At 53.4% G+C, this 13906-nt stretch carries 14 protein-coding genes; all 14 read left to right on the top strand.

Annotated elements, in window-relative coordinates:
* The first annotated feature begins 40 nt into the window (after positions 1–40).
* The 14 genes from ACKC9G_RS10100 to ACKC9G_RS10035 all read left to right on the top strand — a co-directional run bounded on the left by ACKC9G_RS10100 (position 41) and on the right by ACKC9G_RS10035 (position 13818).
* A complete protein-coding gene (locus ACKC9G_RS10100; RefSeq protein WP_411404881.1) occupies positions 41–1597 on the top strand; it encodes a diguanylate cyclase domain-containing protein in 1557 nt (518 codons plus the stop codon).
* 658 nt (positions 1598–2255) lie between these two features.
* The gene (gene mnmG / locus ACKC9G_RS10095; protein ID WP_411404879.1) at positions 2256–4142 is read left to right on the top strand and encodes a tRNA uridine-5-carboxymethylaminomethyl(34) synthesis enzyme MnmG; all 1887 of its coding nucleotides are present in this window, start codon (positions 2256–2258) and stop codon (positions 4140–4142) included.
* A gap of 30 nt (positions 4143–4172) precedes the next feature.
* On the top strand, positions 4173–4808 hold the full coding sequence (gene rsmG, locus ACKC9G_RS10090) for a 16S rRNA (guanine(527)-N(7))-methyltransferase RsmG (RefSeq protein ID WP_411404877.1): 636 nt from the start codon (positions 4173–4175) through the stop codon (positions 4806–4808).
* Between the two features lie 12 nt (positions 4809–4820).
* A complete protein-coding gene (locus ACKC9G_RS10085) occupies positions 4821–5606 on the top strand; it encodes a ParA family protein (RefSeq protein ID WP_411404875.1) in 786 nt (261 codons plus the stop codon).
* 9 nt (positions 5607–5615) lie between these two features.
* On the top strand, positions 5616–6584 hold the full coding sequence (locus ACKC9G_RS10080) for a ParB/RepB/Spo0J family partition protein (protein ID WP_411404873.1): 969 nt from the start codon (positions 5616–5618) through the stop codon (positions 6582–6584).
* Positions 6585–6789: 205 nt separating this feature from the next.
* Entirely contained in the window at positions 6790–7182 is a 393-nt protein-coding gene (locus ACKC9G_RS10075) for an ATP synthase subunit I (protein ID WP_411404871.1), read from the top strand.
* Between the two features lie 11 nt (positions 7183–7193).
* Positions 7194–8036: a F0F1 ATP synthase subunit A gene (atpB, locus tag ACKC9G_RS10070; protein ID WP_411404869.1), complete on the top strand. Its 843-nt coding sequence runs from the start codon at positions 7194–7196 to the stop codon at positions 8034–8036.
* 86 nt (positions 8037–8122) lie between these two features.
* A complete protein-coding gene (gene atpE / locus ACKC9G_RS10065) occupies positions 8123–8380 on the top strand; it encodes a F0F1 ATP synthase subunit C (protein WP_104153085.1) in 258 nt (85 codons plus the stop codon).
* 55 nt (positions 8381–8435) lie between these two features.
* Positions 8436–8906: a F0F1 ATP synthase subunit B gene (locus ACKC9G_RS10060; RefSeq protein ID WP_411404867.1), complete on the top strand. Its 471-nt coding sequence runs from the start codon at positions 8436–8438 to the stop codon at positions 8904–8906.
* A gap of 12 nt (positions 8907–8918) precedes the next feature.
* Positions 8919–9455, top strand: coding sequence for a F0F1 ATP synthase subunit delta (locus tag ACKC9G_RS10055; protein WP_411404865.1), 537 nt, complete (start codon positions 8919–8921; stop codon positions 9453–9455).
* Between the two features lie 16 nt (positions 9456–9471).
* A complete protein-coding gene (gene atpA, locus ACKC9G_RS10050) occupies positions 9472–11016 on the top strand; it encodes a F0F1 ATP synthase subunit alpha (protein ID WP_411404863.1) in 1545 nt (514 codons plus the stop codon).
* A 56-nt stretch (positions 11017–11072) separates the two neighbouring features.
* Positions 11073–11933 (top strand): F0F1 ATP synthase subunit gamma, encoded by an 861-nt coding sequence (gene atpG, locus ACKC9G_RS10045; protein ID WP_411404861.1) that lies wholly within the window; start codon positions 11073–11075, stop codon positions 11931–11933.
* A 39-nt stretch (positions 11934–11972) separates the two neighbouring features.
* A complete protein-coding gene (gene atpD / locus ACKC9G_RS10040) occupies positions 11973–13349 on the top strand; it encodes a F0F1 ATP synthase subunit beta (RefSeq protein WP_411404859.1) in 1377 nt (458 codons plus the stop codon).
* Positions 13350–13395: 46 nt separating this feature from the next.
* Positions 13396–13818, top strand: a complete 423-nt coding sequence (locus ACKC9G_RS10035; RefSeq protein WP_411404857.1) for a F0F1 ATP synthase subunit epsilon — start codon at positions 13396–13398, stop codon at positions 13816–13818.
* Positions 13819–13906: the final 88 nt, after the last annotated feature.

Raw genomic sequence — 13906 nt, 5'->3', positions numbered from 1 at the left:
TGCACCGGCCCGTGTTATTCATCTGCCGGGAGACCGGACGATGAAGTGGCTGACCTTCATTCGTAAAATACTTCGCCGTCGCGTCGCCCACCGAATCACCCTGATTATTCTGGGAATGGGTGCGTTGGTGGCGCTTGCCTGCGCCTGGCTGATTCAGCCGATCCTCATCGATCACGAACGCGAACGCATTCATGTCCAGCTCGAAGAAGTGATGGCGACCGTTGCCCACACCATGAGCCTGGCCTGTACCCACCACGATCTCTCTCTCGCCAACGAAGTGGCCCGCGGCATTATGACCAACAAGCCGCTGGCGGCTGTGCGTATCACCTGTAATGACCAGGTGCTGGCCAGCTTGCCGGTCACCAGCGGCGGCGGTTACTGGCAAAGCAATACGGCAATCAGTACGCCAATTCTGGCGACCGAAAATAATCGTCAGGTTGGCAAGGTTGAAGTGCTGCCGGATGAGCGCTTTATTCGCGATCAGGCCGGAGTGTATGCCGAATACATCGCCATCGTATTGCAGGTTGAGGCGCTGGTGGTGGCCTTGCTGGTCGCATTGGTGGTGCTGCTGTTAATCGTACAGCCGATCAAACGCCTGTCTGACCGACTGCACCGCCTGAATGTCGCCGAAGCTGAACAGGTCGCACTGCCGCGAGCTAACGAGCAGAACGAAATTGGTCGTCTGGCCGTGGACATTAATGGGCTGATTACGACGCTGGCAGGTTTGCTGGAAACTGAACGGCAGATGCGCCGTGACCTGGAAATCAGCGAGAGCAAATCGCGCCTGATCATCGATAACGCAGCGATGGGTATCTGTGTCATCGACAGTGATGATCATCTGGTGTCCTTTAACCCCGCCTTTGCCCAGATGCTCAGAAACAACTCCCTCAAGCCCGGACAGAAGCTGCCGCTGGATCTGAGTATCCGCGAGCGGCTGGCACGGGGCGATGCTCACCGCGAGGACATTTCCCTGTCCCGTGATCGCTGGGCGCAACTGATTCTGCATACGCTGGATGATGGTCTGATTCTCGGTTTGCTGCTGGATATCACTGAGCACAAATGGCGTGAGGATGAGGCCATGAGCCTCGCTGAGCGTGATCCGCTGACGCATCTTTATAACCGCCTTGGCATAGAACAGCGTCTTGATGAGCTGTTCCGCAGTTACCGCGCCCGCAATGAAGCCCATGGTGAAACCCGGCCTTTTGCCGTGATGTTGATGGACCTCAACAAGTTCAAGGAGGTTAACGACCTTCACGGCCATGATGCCGGTGATGAGGTGCTTTGTGAGGTTGCACGACGTCTGGATGTACTGCTTCGCGCTGATGATATGGTGGGGCGTCTTGGTGGTGATGAGTTTGTCGTACTGCTGCCCAGTATTACCGATAGCCCGGCTGCCGAGCATATTCGAACCCTGATGGCTGCAGGTATTCAGGAGCCCATCAAGCTGAGTCGTGGTATTGAGGTTAGCGTCGGCGGCAGTATCGGGATTGCTTTCCCGCAGCCGGATGATGAGTCGGCCTCGGCGGTGCTTCAGCGTGCCGACCAGGCGATGTATAGCGTGAAACAGGGAGAATCCCGGCTGGAAGTAAGCCGTTAACTGCTACATACCTTTCTTATATACATCGGTCGCTCAGGCGGCCAATGCCTTCTCAAAGCTGCCTTGTGCAGCTTTTTTTGTTTCAGCCCGGTGAATTTTATTCGCTGCCTTCAAGAATTCTTCCGATAACAGCCTGGACTCCTGTGTATAAGCTGAATTGGGCAAAGTTATCCCCATCCTGTGGGCTTTTTGGCTCGGTGTTGAGAAATAGCAGCACCCAGAGGTCGCTACTCTGTGTGTATCTCATTTCAGATCTGATGAGTAAAAGTGCATAACTCTGTGGTTTAAGTGCATAACTCTTCTTGATAAACCCCTGCCTGATTCCAGGCTGTGCACAAAAACCCTAGTTAAATCAAGCTTATCCCCAGTATGACCCAAAGCAGCACACGGTTATGATACAAAGTTATTAATGAATTAAGTTATTGTTTTTATTGAATTAAAAATGATTATGCACAGATTTTTTCCACACTATTATTATCACTATCATCATCTTTAACGGCTAATGCCGTAGATTGTGACAATGAAACACAGCGCTGGTGTGGATATATTCAGTTTTGAGCCCAAGGCAGGTATACTGTGCGACCTTTTTATCGAGCTGCAGTCAGCGCTACAGCTCACATCGCCCGGTCAGGGCATGCGCAAGCACATGAGGTAAGTAGTGGATTTCCCAAATCGCTTTGATGTCATTGTCATCGGGGGAGGCCATGCCGGCACGGAAGCGGCACTGGCCGCTGCACGCATGGGGGTAAAAACCCTACTGCTGACCCATAACATCGAAACCCTCGGGCAGATGTCCTGTAACCCGGCTATTGGCGGTATCGGTAAGAGCCATCTGGTGAAGGAAATTGATGCACTCGACGGTGCGATGGCGCGTGCTACCGACAAGGGCGGTATTCAGTTCCGTGTGTTGAACTCACGCAAGGGCCCGGCCGTAAGAGCGACTCGTGCTCAGGCTGACCGCATTCTCTACAAGGCGGCGATCCGTGAGATTCTGGAAAACCAGCCCAACCTGACCCTGTTCCAGCAAGCGGTGGATGACCTCATCATCGAAGGTGAGCAGGTCAAAGGTGCTGTGACGCAGATGGGCTTGCGCTTTCTGGCCGATCAGGTGGTGTTGACTGCAGGCACGTTCCTCGGTGGCCGTATTCATATTGGTCTGGACAACTTCAGCGGCGGCCGCGCCGGTGATCCGCCCGCGATTCGACTAGCCCAGCGCTTACGTGAGCTGCCTCTGCGTGTTGACCGCCTGAAAACTGGTACGCCACCACGTATTGATGGCAAAACCGTTGATTTCAGCGTGATGGGCGTACAGCCCGGTGATACACCGCTACCGGTGATGTCCTATCTGGGCCATGTCTCTGAGCATCCGCAACAGATCAACTGCTACATCACGCACACCAGCGAGAAAACCCACGAAATCATCCGCGCCAACCTGCATCGTTCGCCGATGTACGCCGGGGTGATTGAAGGGGTAGGCCCGCGTTATTGCCCCTCCATCGAAGATAAAATCGTACGCTTTGCCGATAAGGACACCCATCAGGTGTTTATCGAGCCTGAAGGTCTGACCACCCATGAGCTCTACCCGAACGGTATCTCCACCAGTCTGCCTTTTGATGTGCAACTGCAGATCGTCAACTCCATGCGCGGTATGGAAAACGCCCATATCCTGCGCCCTGGCTATGCCATCGAGTACGATTTCTTTAACCCACAGGATCTGAAATCCAGCCTTGAAACCAAGGTGATCGACGGTCTCTATTTTGCCGGGCAGATCAATGGCACGACCGGTTACGAAGAAGCCGGTGCACAAGGCCTGTTGGCGGGGATGAATGCCGCGCTTCGCTCTCAGGGCAAAGACAGCTGGGCACCTCGTCGTGATGAAGCCTACATCGGCGTTCTGGTCGATGACCTGATCACTCAGGGCACCTCTGAGCCTTACCGAATGTTTACTTCGCGCGCCGAGTACCGACTGATCCTGCGTGAAGACAACGCCGATATGCGTTTGACCGAACAGGGGTATCAGTTGGGCGTGGTGGGTGAAGAGCGCTGGAAAGCCTTCTGTGAGAAGCGTGAATCCATCGAGCGCGAACGTCAGCGTCTCAAGGACACCTGGATTCAACCGGGCAGTGAGGCTGCAACGCAACTGGAAGCTGCAACAGGACAGGGCTTGAGCCGTCAGGCATCTCTTCAGGATCTGATCAAGCGCCCCGAGCTTGATTACGCTGCCGTCAGTGCCATGTCTCCCGCTGAAGAGCCGGTGAGCGAGCAGGTCGCTGAACAGGTGGAAATCGATATCAAGTACGCCGGTTACATTGACCGTCAGCTGGAAGAAATCGAGAAACTGCGCCGTAGTGAAAACATGGCGCTGCCTGAGGACTTCGACTACGAACAGGTCGGCGGTCTGTCGAATGAGATTCGCAGTAAGCTTCTGAACGTGCGCCCCAGCACCATTGGTCAGGCAGGACGCATTCCCGGTGTCACGCCGGCGGCAGTGTCCCTGCTGTTAGTCTATTTGAAAAAGCGTCAGGCTGTTCGTAAGTCCGCCTGACGCCGACCCCTTATCTGCAAGGAATTACTGGTGCAAAACCAAGCTCAGCTGGAACAACAGCTTCGTCAGGGACTGGCCAAACTGGGTCTGTCCGTGGAAGAGGGAGCGATCGCCAAGCTTATGGCCTACCTTGGTCTGCTGGTGAAGTGGAATCAGACCTACAATCTCACTGCGGTTCGTGACCCGCAGGAAATGGTCTGGCGCCACCTCTTGGACTCGGTGAGCGTGCATCCGCATCTGATCGGGGACAATCTGATTGATGTTGGCACGGGTGCGGGTTTGCCAGGCATACCTCTGGCGATTCTGAATCCACAGCGAAAGTTCACCCTCCTCGACAGCAATGGAAAACGGACGCGTTTTCTGACTCAGGTGAAGTTGAATCTTGGCCTTGAGAATGTTGTTGTGGTGAATACCCGTGTAGAATCCTGGCAACCACAACCACCTTTTGACGCCATTCTTTCCAGAGCCTTTGCATCCGTTCAGGATATGGTTAACGTAACCAGACATCTGCTGGCTCCAAACGGTTGCTTCCTGGCCATGAAAGGCCAGTATCCGGGCGAGGAAATCGCGGCATTACCTGCGGAAATTCAGGTGAAAGACAGCTTCCCGCTGGAGATTCCCGGCGGTGAAGGTGAGCGTCATCTTGTGGTGTTGCAACAGAACTGAGGGAGCATCATCGTGGCACGAATACTGGCGGTAACCAATCAGAAAGGCGGAGTCGGCAAGACTACGACCTGCGTCAACCTGGCAGCATCACTGGCAGCGACCAAACGCCGTGTGCTGATGGTCGACATGGACCCCCAGGGTAATGCGACGATGGGTAGCGGTGTCGACAAGCACAGCATTGAACAGTCGATCTATGACGTACTGGTCGGTGAAGCCAAGGCGAATCAGGTACGTATTCGTCAGACCCCCGGCGGTTTTGATCTCATTCCCAGCAACGCTGATCTGACCGCTGCCGAAGTGGAGCTTTTTGAGCTCGACAACAAGGAGCGTCGTCTTAAGGCAGAGCTGGAAGAGTTGAGCGCCGAGTACGATTACATTCTGATCGACTGCCCTCCGTCGCTTAACATGCTGACCGTCAATGCCCTTGCTGCCGCCGATGGTGTCGTCATCCCGATGCAGTGCGAATATTACGCGCTGGAAGGGATCAGCTCCCTGCTGAATACCATTGAGCAGATTCGTGGTGCCTTGAATCCAGACCTGCGTATTGAAGGAATCCTGCGTACGATGTACGACCCGCGTACCAGTCTGGCGAACGAAGTTTCTAACCAGCTGACTGAGCACTTCGATTCTCTGGTTTATCAGACCGTCATTCCCCGTAATATCCGTCTGGCCGAAGCACCCAGTCACGGCTTGCCTGCGTTGATGTATGACAAGCAATCCCGCGGCGCTATTGCCTATCTGGCACTGGCCGGCGAACTGAATCGCAAGCAGCAACAACAGACCTCTCTGGCAAGTTAAGGCATTTTCATGAGTAGCAAGAAGCGTGGCCTGGGACGTGGGCTTGACGCCCTGTTGGGTGCTGGTCGTCAAAGTGTCAGTATTGATGAGCCAACCATTGAGTCCTGGTTGAGTGAGCCTGAATCCGAGACACAGGCAGAAACATCAGCGCCGGTGCCGGTCGTAACGGAAGTGGCCGATATCGACAGCGATGCTCCCCGTCTTCAATTCTTGCCTATTAGCAGCATCACACCGGGCATGGCACAGCCGCGTCAGGTCATTGAACCCGAGGCTCTGGAACAGCTCGCCGCGTCGATTCGTCAGCAAGGTATCATGCAGCCTGTGGTGGTTCGACCCATGGGTAGTGGACAGTTTGAGCTGATCGCCGGCGAGCGCCGCTGGCGCGCCAGCCAGCTGGCTGGCCTCGAGAAGATCCCGGCGCTGGTTCGTGAAGTCACCGACTACGATGCGCTCATTCTGGCGCTGGTTGAAAATATTCAGCGCGAGGATTTGAATCCTCTGGAGCAGGCCAAGGCGCTTGCCCGTCTGCAGGAAAACAGCCAACTGACTCAGCAGGAAGTGGCCGATATTGTCGGAAAATCCCGTAGCGGTGTGGCTAATTTACTGCGCCTTCTTACACTGGAAGACAGCGTCAAGGTGCGCCTTGAGCGCGGTGATCTGGAAATGGGTCATGCCCGGGCACTGCTGGTATTGTCTGAAAGTGATCAGGTGATTGCGGCCGAAGAGGTGGTAGCCCGTGGTTTGTCAGTGCGTCAGACTGAAGCTTTTGTGAAAAAAATGCTGGCAGGTGAAAAAGAAGTCGCCCCGGCACCGCAGACACAGGATAATCTCGTCGCCCAGCAGGAAGGGCGATTGCAACGTTACTTCGGTGAACACGTAAAAATACAACACAGTAAGCGTGGTAACGGAAAGCTCGTGATCGAATACAAAGATCTGGCTCACCTTGAGCAGATCATGGATCAGGTAGCGCCCCAGTAAGTCCCCAGATACTGGGTTTAAGAGGCAGTTCGCACAGTAAAGTCAAGTAAATGGCGACGATAACTTTTGTATAAAAAAAGGAAATTCAGCCATTTTTCACTGTGATTCAAGTTGAAGCAGTCAGTACTAGGCAATATAATGCCCAACGCTTTAATGCTGGGTAAAATTTGTTCGAATCCTCCAGCGAGTGCAACGGAGAGTTCAGGTGAATGAGCGACAAAAAGCCAGACAGGCGCCAGTAAAGCGCATCTTGCTTGGTCAGCTCCTCCTGACTCTGGTGTTAGGCAGCTGTGCATTGGTGTTCGATCCGATCACTGCCCTGTCCATTAGTCTGGGCGGTATTGTCTGTTTTCTGCCCAATGTGTACTTTGCCTGGCGGCTTTTCGCAGTACGCGGAGCTCGATCCAGCAGAGATATTGCCAAAGCCTTTTATAAAGGCGAGGCGGGCAAACTGGTGCTGACTGTGGTGCTTTTTGCACTGGTCTTCAGCCAGATTAAGCCGCTGAATGTGGTGGCACTGTTTATCGGCTTTGTTGCCGTCCAGATGATGAATTGGGTTGTCCCTTTGGTACGCAGAGGACCCTCAACCGGGAGTTAGGCTGAGAGACTATGGCAAGCGAAAATATGACTTCGTCCGAATATATCGGACACCACTTGACCAATCTGACCTTTGGTCACACCGAAGCCGGCGGCTGGAAAATCGCCCACTCGGCGAAAGAAGCCTCTGAAATGGGCTTCTGGTCAATCAATCTGGACTCCATGTTCTTTTCGATCGTTCTGGGTGTGATCTTCCTTTATCTGTTCCGCAAGGCTGCAGTGGGTATCTCTAGTGGCGTTCCTGGTGGTCTGCAGAACTTTGTCGAGCTGCTGGTGGAGTTTGTTGACAAGAGCGTCAAGGAAACTTTCCACGGCCGTAACAAGGTCATTGCTCCTCTGGCGCTGACCATTTTCTGCTGGATCTTCCTGATGAACCTCATGGACCTGGTACCTGTGGACCTGCTGCCACGTATCGCGCATGAGATGGGAATTTCTTATCTAAAAGTCGTTCCTAGTACTGATCCTAACGTGACCTTGGGTATGTCCCTGTCTGTTTTTGCCCTGATCATCTATTACAGCATCAAGGTAAAAGGCGTTGGCGGTTTCCTGGGCGAACTGACTCTGCACCCGTTCGGTAAGTGGATGTTGCCTTTCAACCTGCTGCTTGAAGGTGTTGGCCTGCTGGCGAAGCCTATTTCTCTGGCACTGCGACTCTTCGGTAACCTTTACGCAGGCGAACTGATCTTTATTCTGATTGCGCTGATGTATACAGCTGGTGCCTTTGTGGGTACGCTGGGCGGCGTTTTGCAGCTGGGCTGGTCGATTTTCCACATTCTGGTTATCGTGCTGCAGGCCTTCATTTTCATGATGCTGACGATCGTTTATCTCAGCATGGCGCATGAAGATAACCACTGAGTCGTATAAAGGCTCAGGGTAAAAAACTGATTTTTTAAACTCGTTAAACCTTTAATCAACTTGCAACCTTAACTGGGAGTCAAAAAATGGAACAAGTAGTAGGCTTAACTGCTATCGCTGTTGCTCTGCTGATCGGTCTGGGCGCACTGGGTACCGCAATCGGTTTCGGTATTCTGGGCGGTAAGTTTCTGGAAGGCGCTGCGCGTCAGCCTGAAATGGTACCTATGCTGCAGGTCAAAATGTTCATCGTTGCGGGTCTGCTTGACGCTGTAACCATGATCGGTGTTGGTATTGCTCTGTTCTTCACCTTCGCTAATCCCTTTGTAGGTCAGATCGCTGGTTAATCCTGTCCTCAGGTAAACAACGATTGCACCGTTAACTAAAGGGGAGGGGTGAGGCGTGAATCTCAATGCGACCTTGATTGGCCAAGCCATCGCATTTGCAGTCTTCGTCCTCTTCTGTATGAAGTATGTCTGGCCGCCCATTACCGCGGCTCTGGCAGAACGTCAGAAGAAGATTGCAGATGGCCTGGATGCGGCTGAGCGTGCTAAGCGTGACCTGGAACTGGCACAAGCAAGTGCTGCGGACCAGCTGCGCGATAGCAAAGAGCAAGCAGCAAAAATTATTGAACAAGCCAATAAACGGGCTAACCAGATCATCGAAGAAGCCAAAGATCAGGCGCGCGCCGAGGGCGATCGACTGAAAGCGGCGGCTCAATCCGAGATCGAACAGGATGTTAACCGTGCTCGCGAAGAGCTGCGTGGCCAGGTTGCTGCGCTGGCAATTGTCGGTGCGGAAAAAATCCTGGGTGCCTCTGTCGACGAGAAAGCCCATAGCGAGCTTGTCAGCAAACTGGCAGCCGAACTGTAAGTGAGGTGACCGATGGCGGAATTAACAACATTCGCCCGGCCTTATGCCAAAGCTGCTTTTCAGTTCGCCCAGGAAAAGGGCGAACTGAGTCAATGGTCGGAAATGCTGGCACTGGCCGCGGTAGTTGCAGAAGATGCAGCGTTCCGCAAGGTGCTGAGCGATCCCGCCCTGACTGCTGAACAGCAAGCTCAGGCTGTCATTGACGTCTGCGCCGATAAAGTTACCGAGAGTGGCAAAACCTTTTTCCTGACCATGGCGCAGCAAAAGCGCCTTGTTCTGCTTCCTGAGGTTTCAGCATTGTTTGAAACCCTCAAGGCAGAAACCGAGAACTCTACGGATGTTCTAGTGGTTTCCGCCTTCGAGATGTCGGATGCCGAGCAGGAAAAACTGGCAACAGCCCTTAAGGCAAAACTGAATCGAACCATCACCATGTCGACCGAAGTTGACAAGAGTTTGATCGGTGGCCTGATCATCAAGGCCGGAGACATGGTAATTGACGGGTCTGTGCGCGGAAAATTGGCAAAATTGGCCGAGGCGATCCAATCCTGATTATGAGGGATAGAGCATGCAGCAACTGAATCCATCTGAGATCAGCGAGATCATTAAGAAGCGGATCGAAGGTCTGAATCTCCAATCTGAGGCCCGTAACGAGGGCACAGTCGTTAGCGTTTCCGATGGTATCGTTCAGATCCACGGTCTGGCTGACGTGATGTACGGTGAAATGATTGAATTCACCGGTGGTATTTATGGTATGGCCCTGAACCTCGAGCGCGACTCTGTCGGCGCCGTAATTCTGGGCGACTACCAGGGTCTGTCTGAAGGCATGACCGTTAAGTGTACCGGCCGTGTGCTGGAAGTACCTGTTGGCCCTGAATTGCTGGGCCGCGTCGTTGACGCTCTGGGTAACCCCATTGATGGCAAGGGCCCGCTGAACGCGAGCCTGTCCGAGCCAATCGAGAAGGTTGCTCCAGGTGTTATCTGGCGTCAGTCCGTTGATGAGCCAGTGCAGACTGGTTACAAGGCGGTTGACTCCATGGTGCCTATCGGCCGTGGCCAGCGTGAGCTGATCATCGGTGACCGTCAGACCGGTAAAACCGCGATGGCACTGGACACCATCATTGCCCAGAAAGACTCCGGCATTAAGTGTATCTATGTTGCGATCGGACAGAAGCAGTCCACTATCGCTAACGTGGTTCGCAAGCTGGAAGAACACGGCGCAATGGATCACACCATCGTAGTTGCCGCTGGCGCTGCTGATCCTGCTGCAATGCAGTATCTGGCTGCTTATGCTGGCTGTACTATGGGTGAGTACTTCCGTGATAACGGTGAAGACGCACTGATCATCTATGATGACCTGACCAAGCAAGCCTGGGCGTATCGTCAGATTTCCCTGCTGCTGAAGCGTCCTCCTGGCCGTGAAGCTTATCCTGGTGACGTATTCTATTTGCACTCCCGTCTGCTGGAGCGTGCTGCACGTGTTAGCGCCGACTACGTTGAGCGTTACACCGAAGGCCGCGTCACTGGTAAGACTGGATCTCTGACCGCGCTGCCAATCATCGAGACTCAGGCAGGTGACGTATCGGCATTCGTACCGACTAACGTTATCTCCATCACCGATGGTCAGATCTTCCTGGAAACCAACCTGTTCAACGCCGGTATCCGTCCTGCGATGAACGCTGGTATCTCTGTATCCCGTGTTGGTGGTGCAGCCCAGACCAAGATTATCAAGAAGCTCGGCGGTGGTATTCGTCTGGCTCTGGCTCAGTATCGTGAACTGGCGGCCTTTGCTCAGTTTGCTTCCGATCTTGACGAAGCAACCCGCAAGCAGCTGGAACATGGTCAGCGTGTTACCGAACTGATGAAGCAGAAGCAGTTCGAGCCTATGAGCGTTGCTCTGATGGGTATCGTCCTGTATGCCGCAACCGAAGGCTTCCTGACCGACATTCCAGTCGCGAAGATTGGTGCCTTTGAAGCGGCGTTGATTGCCTACTTCCAGAGCGATTGCGCTGATCTGGTCAGCAAAATCGGTGAGAACGGCAATTACAACGACGAAATTGCTGCTGGAATCAAAGCCGGTATCGAGAAATTCAAGGCAACGGGTTCCTGGTAATCCGGGTGCGGCAGGGGTAACCCTGCCGCTGTCGCTGAAAGCTTGAGGCAGAGATTATGGCAGCAGGAAAAGAGATCAAGACGCAGATTGCGAGTATTAAAAGTACGCAGAAGATTACCAGCGCCATGGAAATGGTCGCGGTATCTAAAATGCGGAAAGCCCAGGATCGCATGGCTGCAAGTCGCCCCTACGCGGAGCGTATTGTAGATGTGATCCGTCATGTGGCGAGCTCCAATCCTGAGTACAAACATCTGTACCTGCAGGAGCGTGACGTCAAGCGCGTAGGCTTCATCATTATCTCCAGTGATCGTGGATTGTGCGGTGGTCTAAACATCAACGCCTTCAAAGCCATGATCAAAAAGATGAAATCCTACGCTGAACAAGGCGTCGAGATTGATATCTGTGCAGTAGGTTCAAAAGCAGGCTCCTTCTTCCGCAACTACGGCGGCAATGTGGTGGCATACGCTAACCACTTGGGCGACAAGCCAGAAGTGAAAGATCTGATCGGTATCGTCAAGGTGATGTTGGATGCCTATGACGAAGGCCGTCTGGATCGCCTGTATCTGGTGTCTAACAAGTTTGTTAACACCATGACACAGCAACCTACCGTAGCGCAGATGCTGCCCTTGCAGGCAGGAAACGATGATGGTCTGAAGCATCACTGGGACTATCTGTATGAGCCCGACGCTAAAGCACTTCTGGACGGCCTTCTGGTCCGTTACGTGGAGTCTCTGGTGTATCAGGGTGTGGTGGAAAACGTCGCCTGTGAGCAGGCTGCACGAATGATCGCGATGAAGAACGCTACCGACAATGCCGGTAACATCATCAAAGATCTGCAGCTGGTCTATAACAAGGCGCGTCAGGCTTCCATCACCCAGGAAATTGCCGAGATCGTCGGTGGTGCGGCAGCGGTTTAACCACCGCAACAGGCTTAACGAGATTAAGAGGATCCGAGCATGAGTAGCGGACGTGTAGTGCAAGTTATCGGGGCGGTGGTTGACGTTGAATTTCCGCGCAACGCCGTACCTAAAGTGTACGACGCCCTTACCATTGAAGGGAAAGAGCTGGTGCTGGAAGTTCAGCAGCAGTTGGGCGACGGCGTAGTACGTACTATCGCCATGGGTTCAAGCGAAGGCATGAGCCGTGGTCTGGAAGTTCAGAATACTGGTGAACCAGTATCCGTACCTGTGGGTAAAGCTACCCTAGGTCGTATCATGGACGTTCTGGGTAACCCAATCGATGAGCAAGGCCCTATCGGTGAAGAGGCGCGTATGCCTATCCACCGTAAAGCGCCAAGCTATGCCGACCAGGCTGCTTCCAGCGAACTGCTGGAGACAGGTATCAAGGTTATCGACTTGGTTTGTCCTTTCGCGAAAGGCGGTAAAGTAGGTCTGTTCGGTGGCGCCGGTGTTGGTAAAACCGTAAACATGATGGAACTGATCCGTAACATCGCCATCGAGCACAGCGGTTACTCTGTATTCGCAGGTGTTGGTGAGCGTACTCGTGAAGGTAACGACTTCTACCACGAGATGAAAGAGTCCAACGTATTGGACAAAGTATCTCTGGTTTATGGTCAGATGAACGAGCCGCCCGGCAACCGTCTGCGTGTTGCTCTGACTGGTCTGACCATGGCAGAGCAGTTCCGTGACGAAGGTCGTGACGTTCTGTTCTTCGTTGATAACATCTACCGTTATACCCTGGCCGGTACAGAAGTATCTGCACTGCTAGGTCGTATGCCTTCTGCGGTAGGTTATCAGCCAACTCTGGCAGAAGAGATGGGCGTTCTGCAGGAACGTATCACCTCTACCAAGACGGGTTCTATCACTTCCGTTCAGGCCGTATACGTACCTGCGGATGACTTGACTGACCCATCACCTGCGACCACCTTCTCCCACCTGGACTCCACCGTTACTCTGAGCCGTGATATCGCTGCTCTGGGTATCTATCCTGCGGTTGATCCTCTGGCATCGACTTCTCGTCAGCTGGACCCGCTGGTAGTAGGTCAGGAACATTACGAAGTGGCGCGTGGTGTGCAGTCTACCCTGCAGCGTTACACCGAACTGAAAGATATCATCGCGATTCTGGGTATGGACGAGCTGTCTGAAGAAGACAAGCAGGTTGTATCCCGTGCGCGTAAGATCCAGCGTTTCCTTTCTCAGCCATTCTTCGTTGCTGAAGTCTTTACCGGTTCACCTGGTAAATACGTTTCTCTGAAAGACACTATCCGTGGCTTCCAGGGCATTCTGAGCGGCGAATTCGACGAACTGCCAGAGCAGGCCTTCTACATGGTCGGCGGCATCGACGAAGCGGTTGAAAAGGCTAAGAAGCTGTAATCCACTCTGGTTGGGTATAACAACACCGTAGCTTGAGGGGGTTACCATGGCTATAACCGTTCATTGTAATATCGTCAGCTCCGAAGAATCCCTGTTCTCCGGACTGGTGGAAATGGTGGTGGCTAATGGTGAGCTGGGTGACCTGGGTATTGCTCCAGGTCACACACCACTGCTGACCCAGTTAAAGCCTGGCCCTGTGCGCGTCATCCGTCAGGATGGTGGTGAGGAAGTGATCTACGTTTCTGGTGGATTCCTCGAAGTACAGCCCAATCTGGTTACTGTTCTGGCCGACACCGCAATTCGTGCAGAAGATCTGGACGAATCTGTGGCCAAGGAAGCCAAGGCAGAAGCCGAGCGTCAGATGAAAGATGGCAAAGCCTCTGAGTTTGAATACGCTCGCGCCGCAACCCGACTGGCAGAAGCCGCAGCTCAGCTGCGTGTTCTTCAGCAGGCACGACGCAAGTCATAATACTGATGGGTCACCATCGCAAAAAAGGCAGCTTCGGCTGCCTTTTTTTTATGGCGATTGATATAGCGCAGATGCGAACAGCGGGTGC

The organism is Pokkaliibacter sp. CJK22405 (assembly GCF_046614695.1).
In the GTDB taxonomy this organism is placed as follows: Bacteria; Pseudomonadota; Gammaproteobacteria; order Pseudomonadales; family Balneatricaceae; genus Pokkaliibacter.
This window is presented reverse-complemented; position numbering and strand designations above follow the sequence as displayed.

Excerpts from the sequence above, each read along its gene's own strand:
- ACKC9G_RS10100 (WP_411404881.1), top strand. The coding sequence starts at position 41 with ATGAAGTGGCTGACCTTCATTCGTAAAATACTTCGCCGTCGCGTCGCC.
- ACKC9G_RS10080 (WP_411404873.1), top strand. The coding sequence starts at position 5,616 with ATGAGTAGCAAGAAGCGTGGCCTGGGACGTGGGCTTGACGCCCTGTTG.
- atpB (WP_411404869.1), top strand. The coding sequence starts at position 7,194 with ATGGCAAGCGAAAATATGACTTCGTCCGAATATATCGGACACCACTTG.
- atpE (WP_104153085.1), top strand. The coding sequence starts at position 8,123 with ATGGAACAAGTAGTAGGCTTAACTGCTATCGCTGTTGCTCTGCTGATC.
- ACKC9G_RS10055 (WP_411404865.1), top strand. The coding sequence starts at position 8,919 with ATGGCGGAATTAACAACATTCGCCCGGCCTTATGCCAAAGCTGCTTTT.
- atpA (WP_411404863.1), top strand. The coding sequence starts at position 9,472 with ATGCAGCAACTGAATCCATCTGAGATCAGCGAGATCATTAAGAAGCGG.
- atpG (WP_411404861.1), top strand. The coding sequence starts at position 11,073 with ATGGCAGCAGGAAAAGAGATCAAGACGCAGATTGCGAGTATTAAAAGT.
- atpD (WP_411404859.1), top strand. The coding sequence starts at position 11,973 with ATGAGTAGCGGACGTGTAGTGCAAGTTATCGGGGCGGTGGTTGACGTT.
- ACKC9G_RS10035 (WP_411404857.1), top strand. The coding sequence starts at position 13,396 with ATGGCTATAACCGTTCATTGTAATATCGTCAGCTCCGAAGAATCCCTG.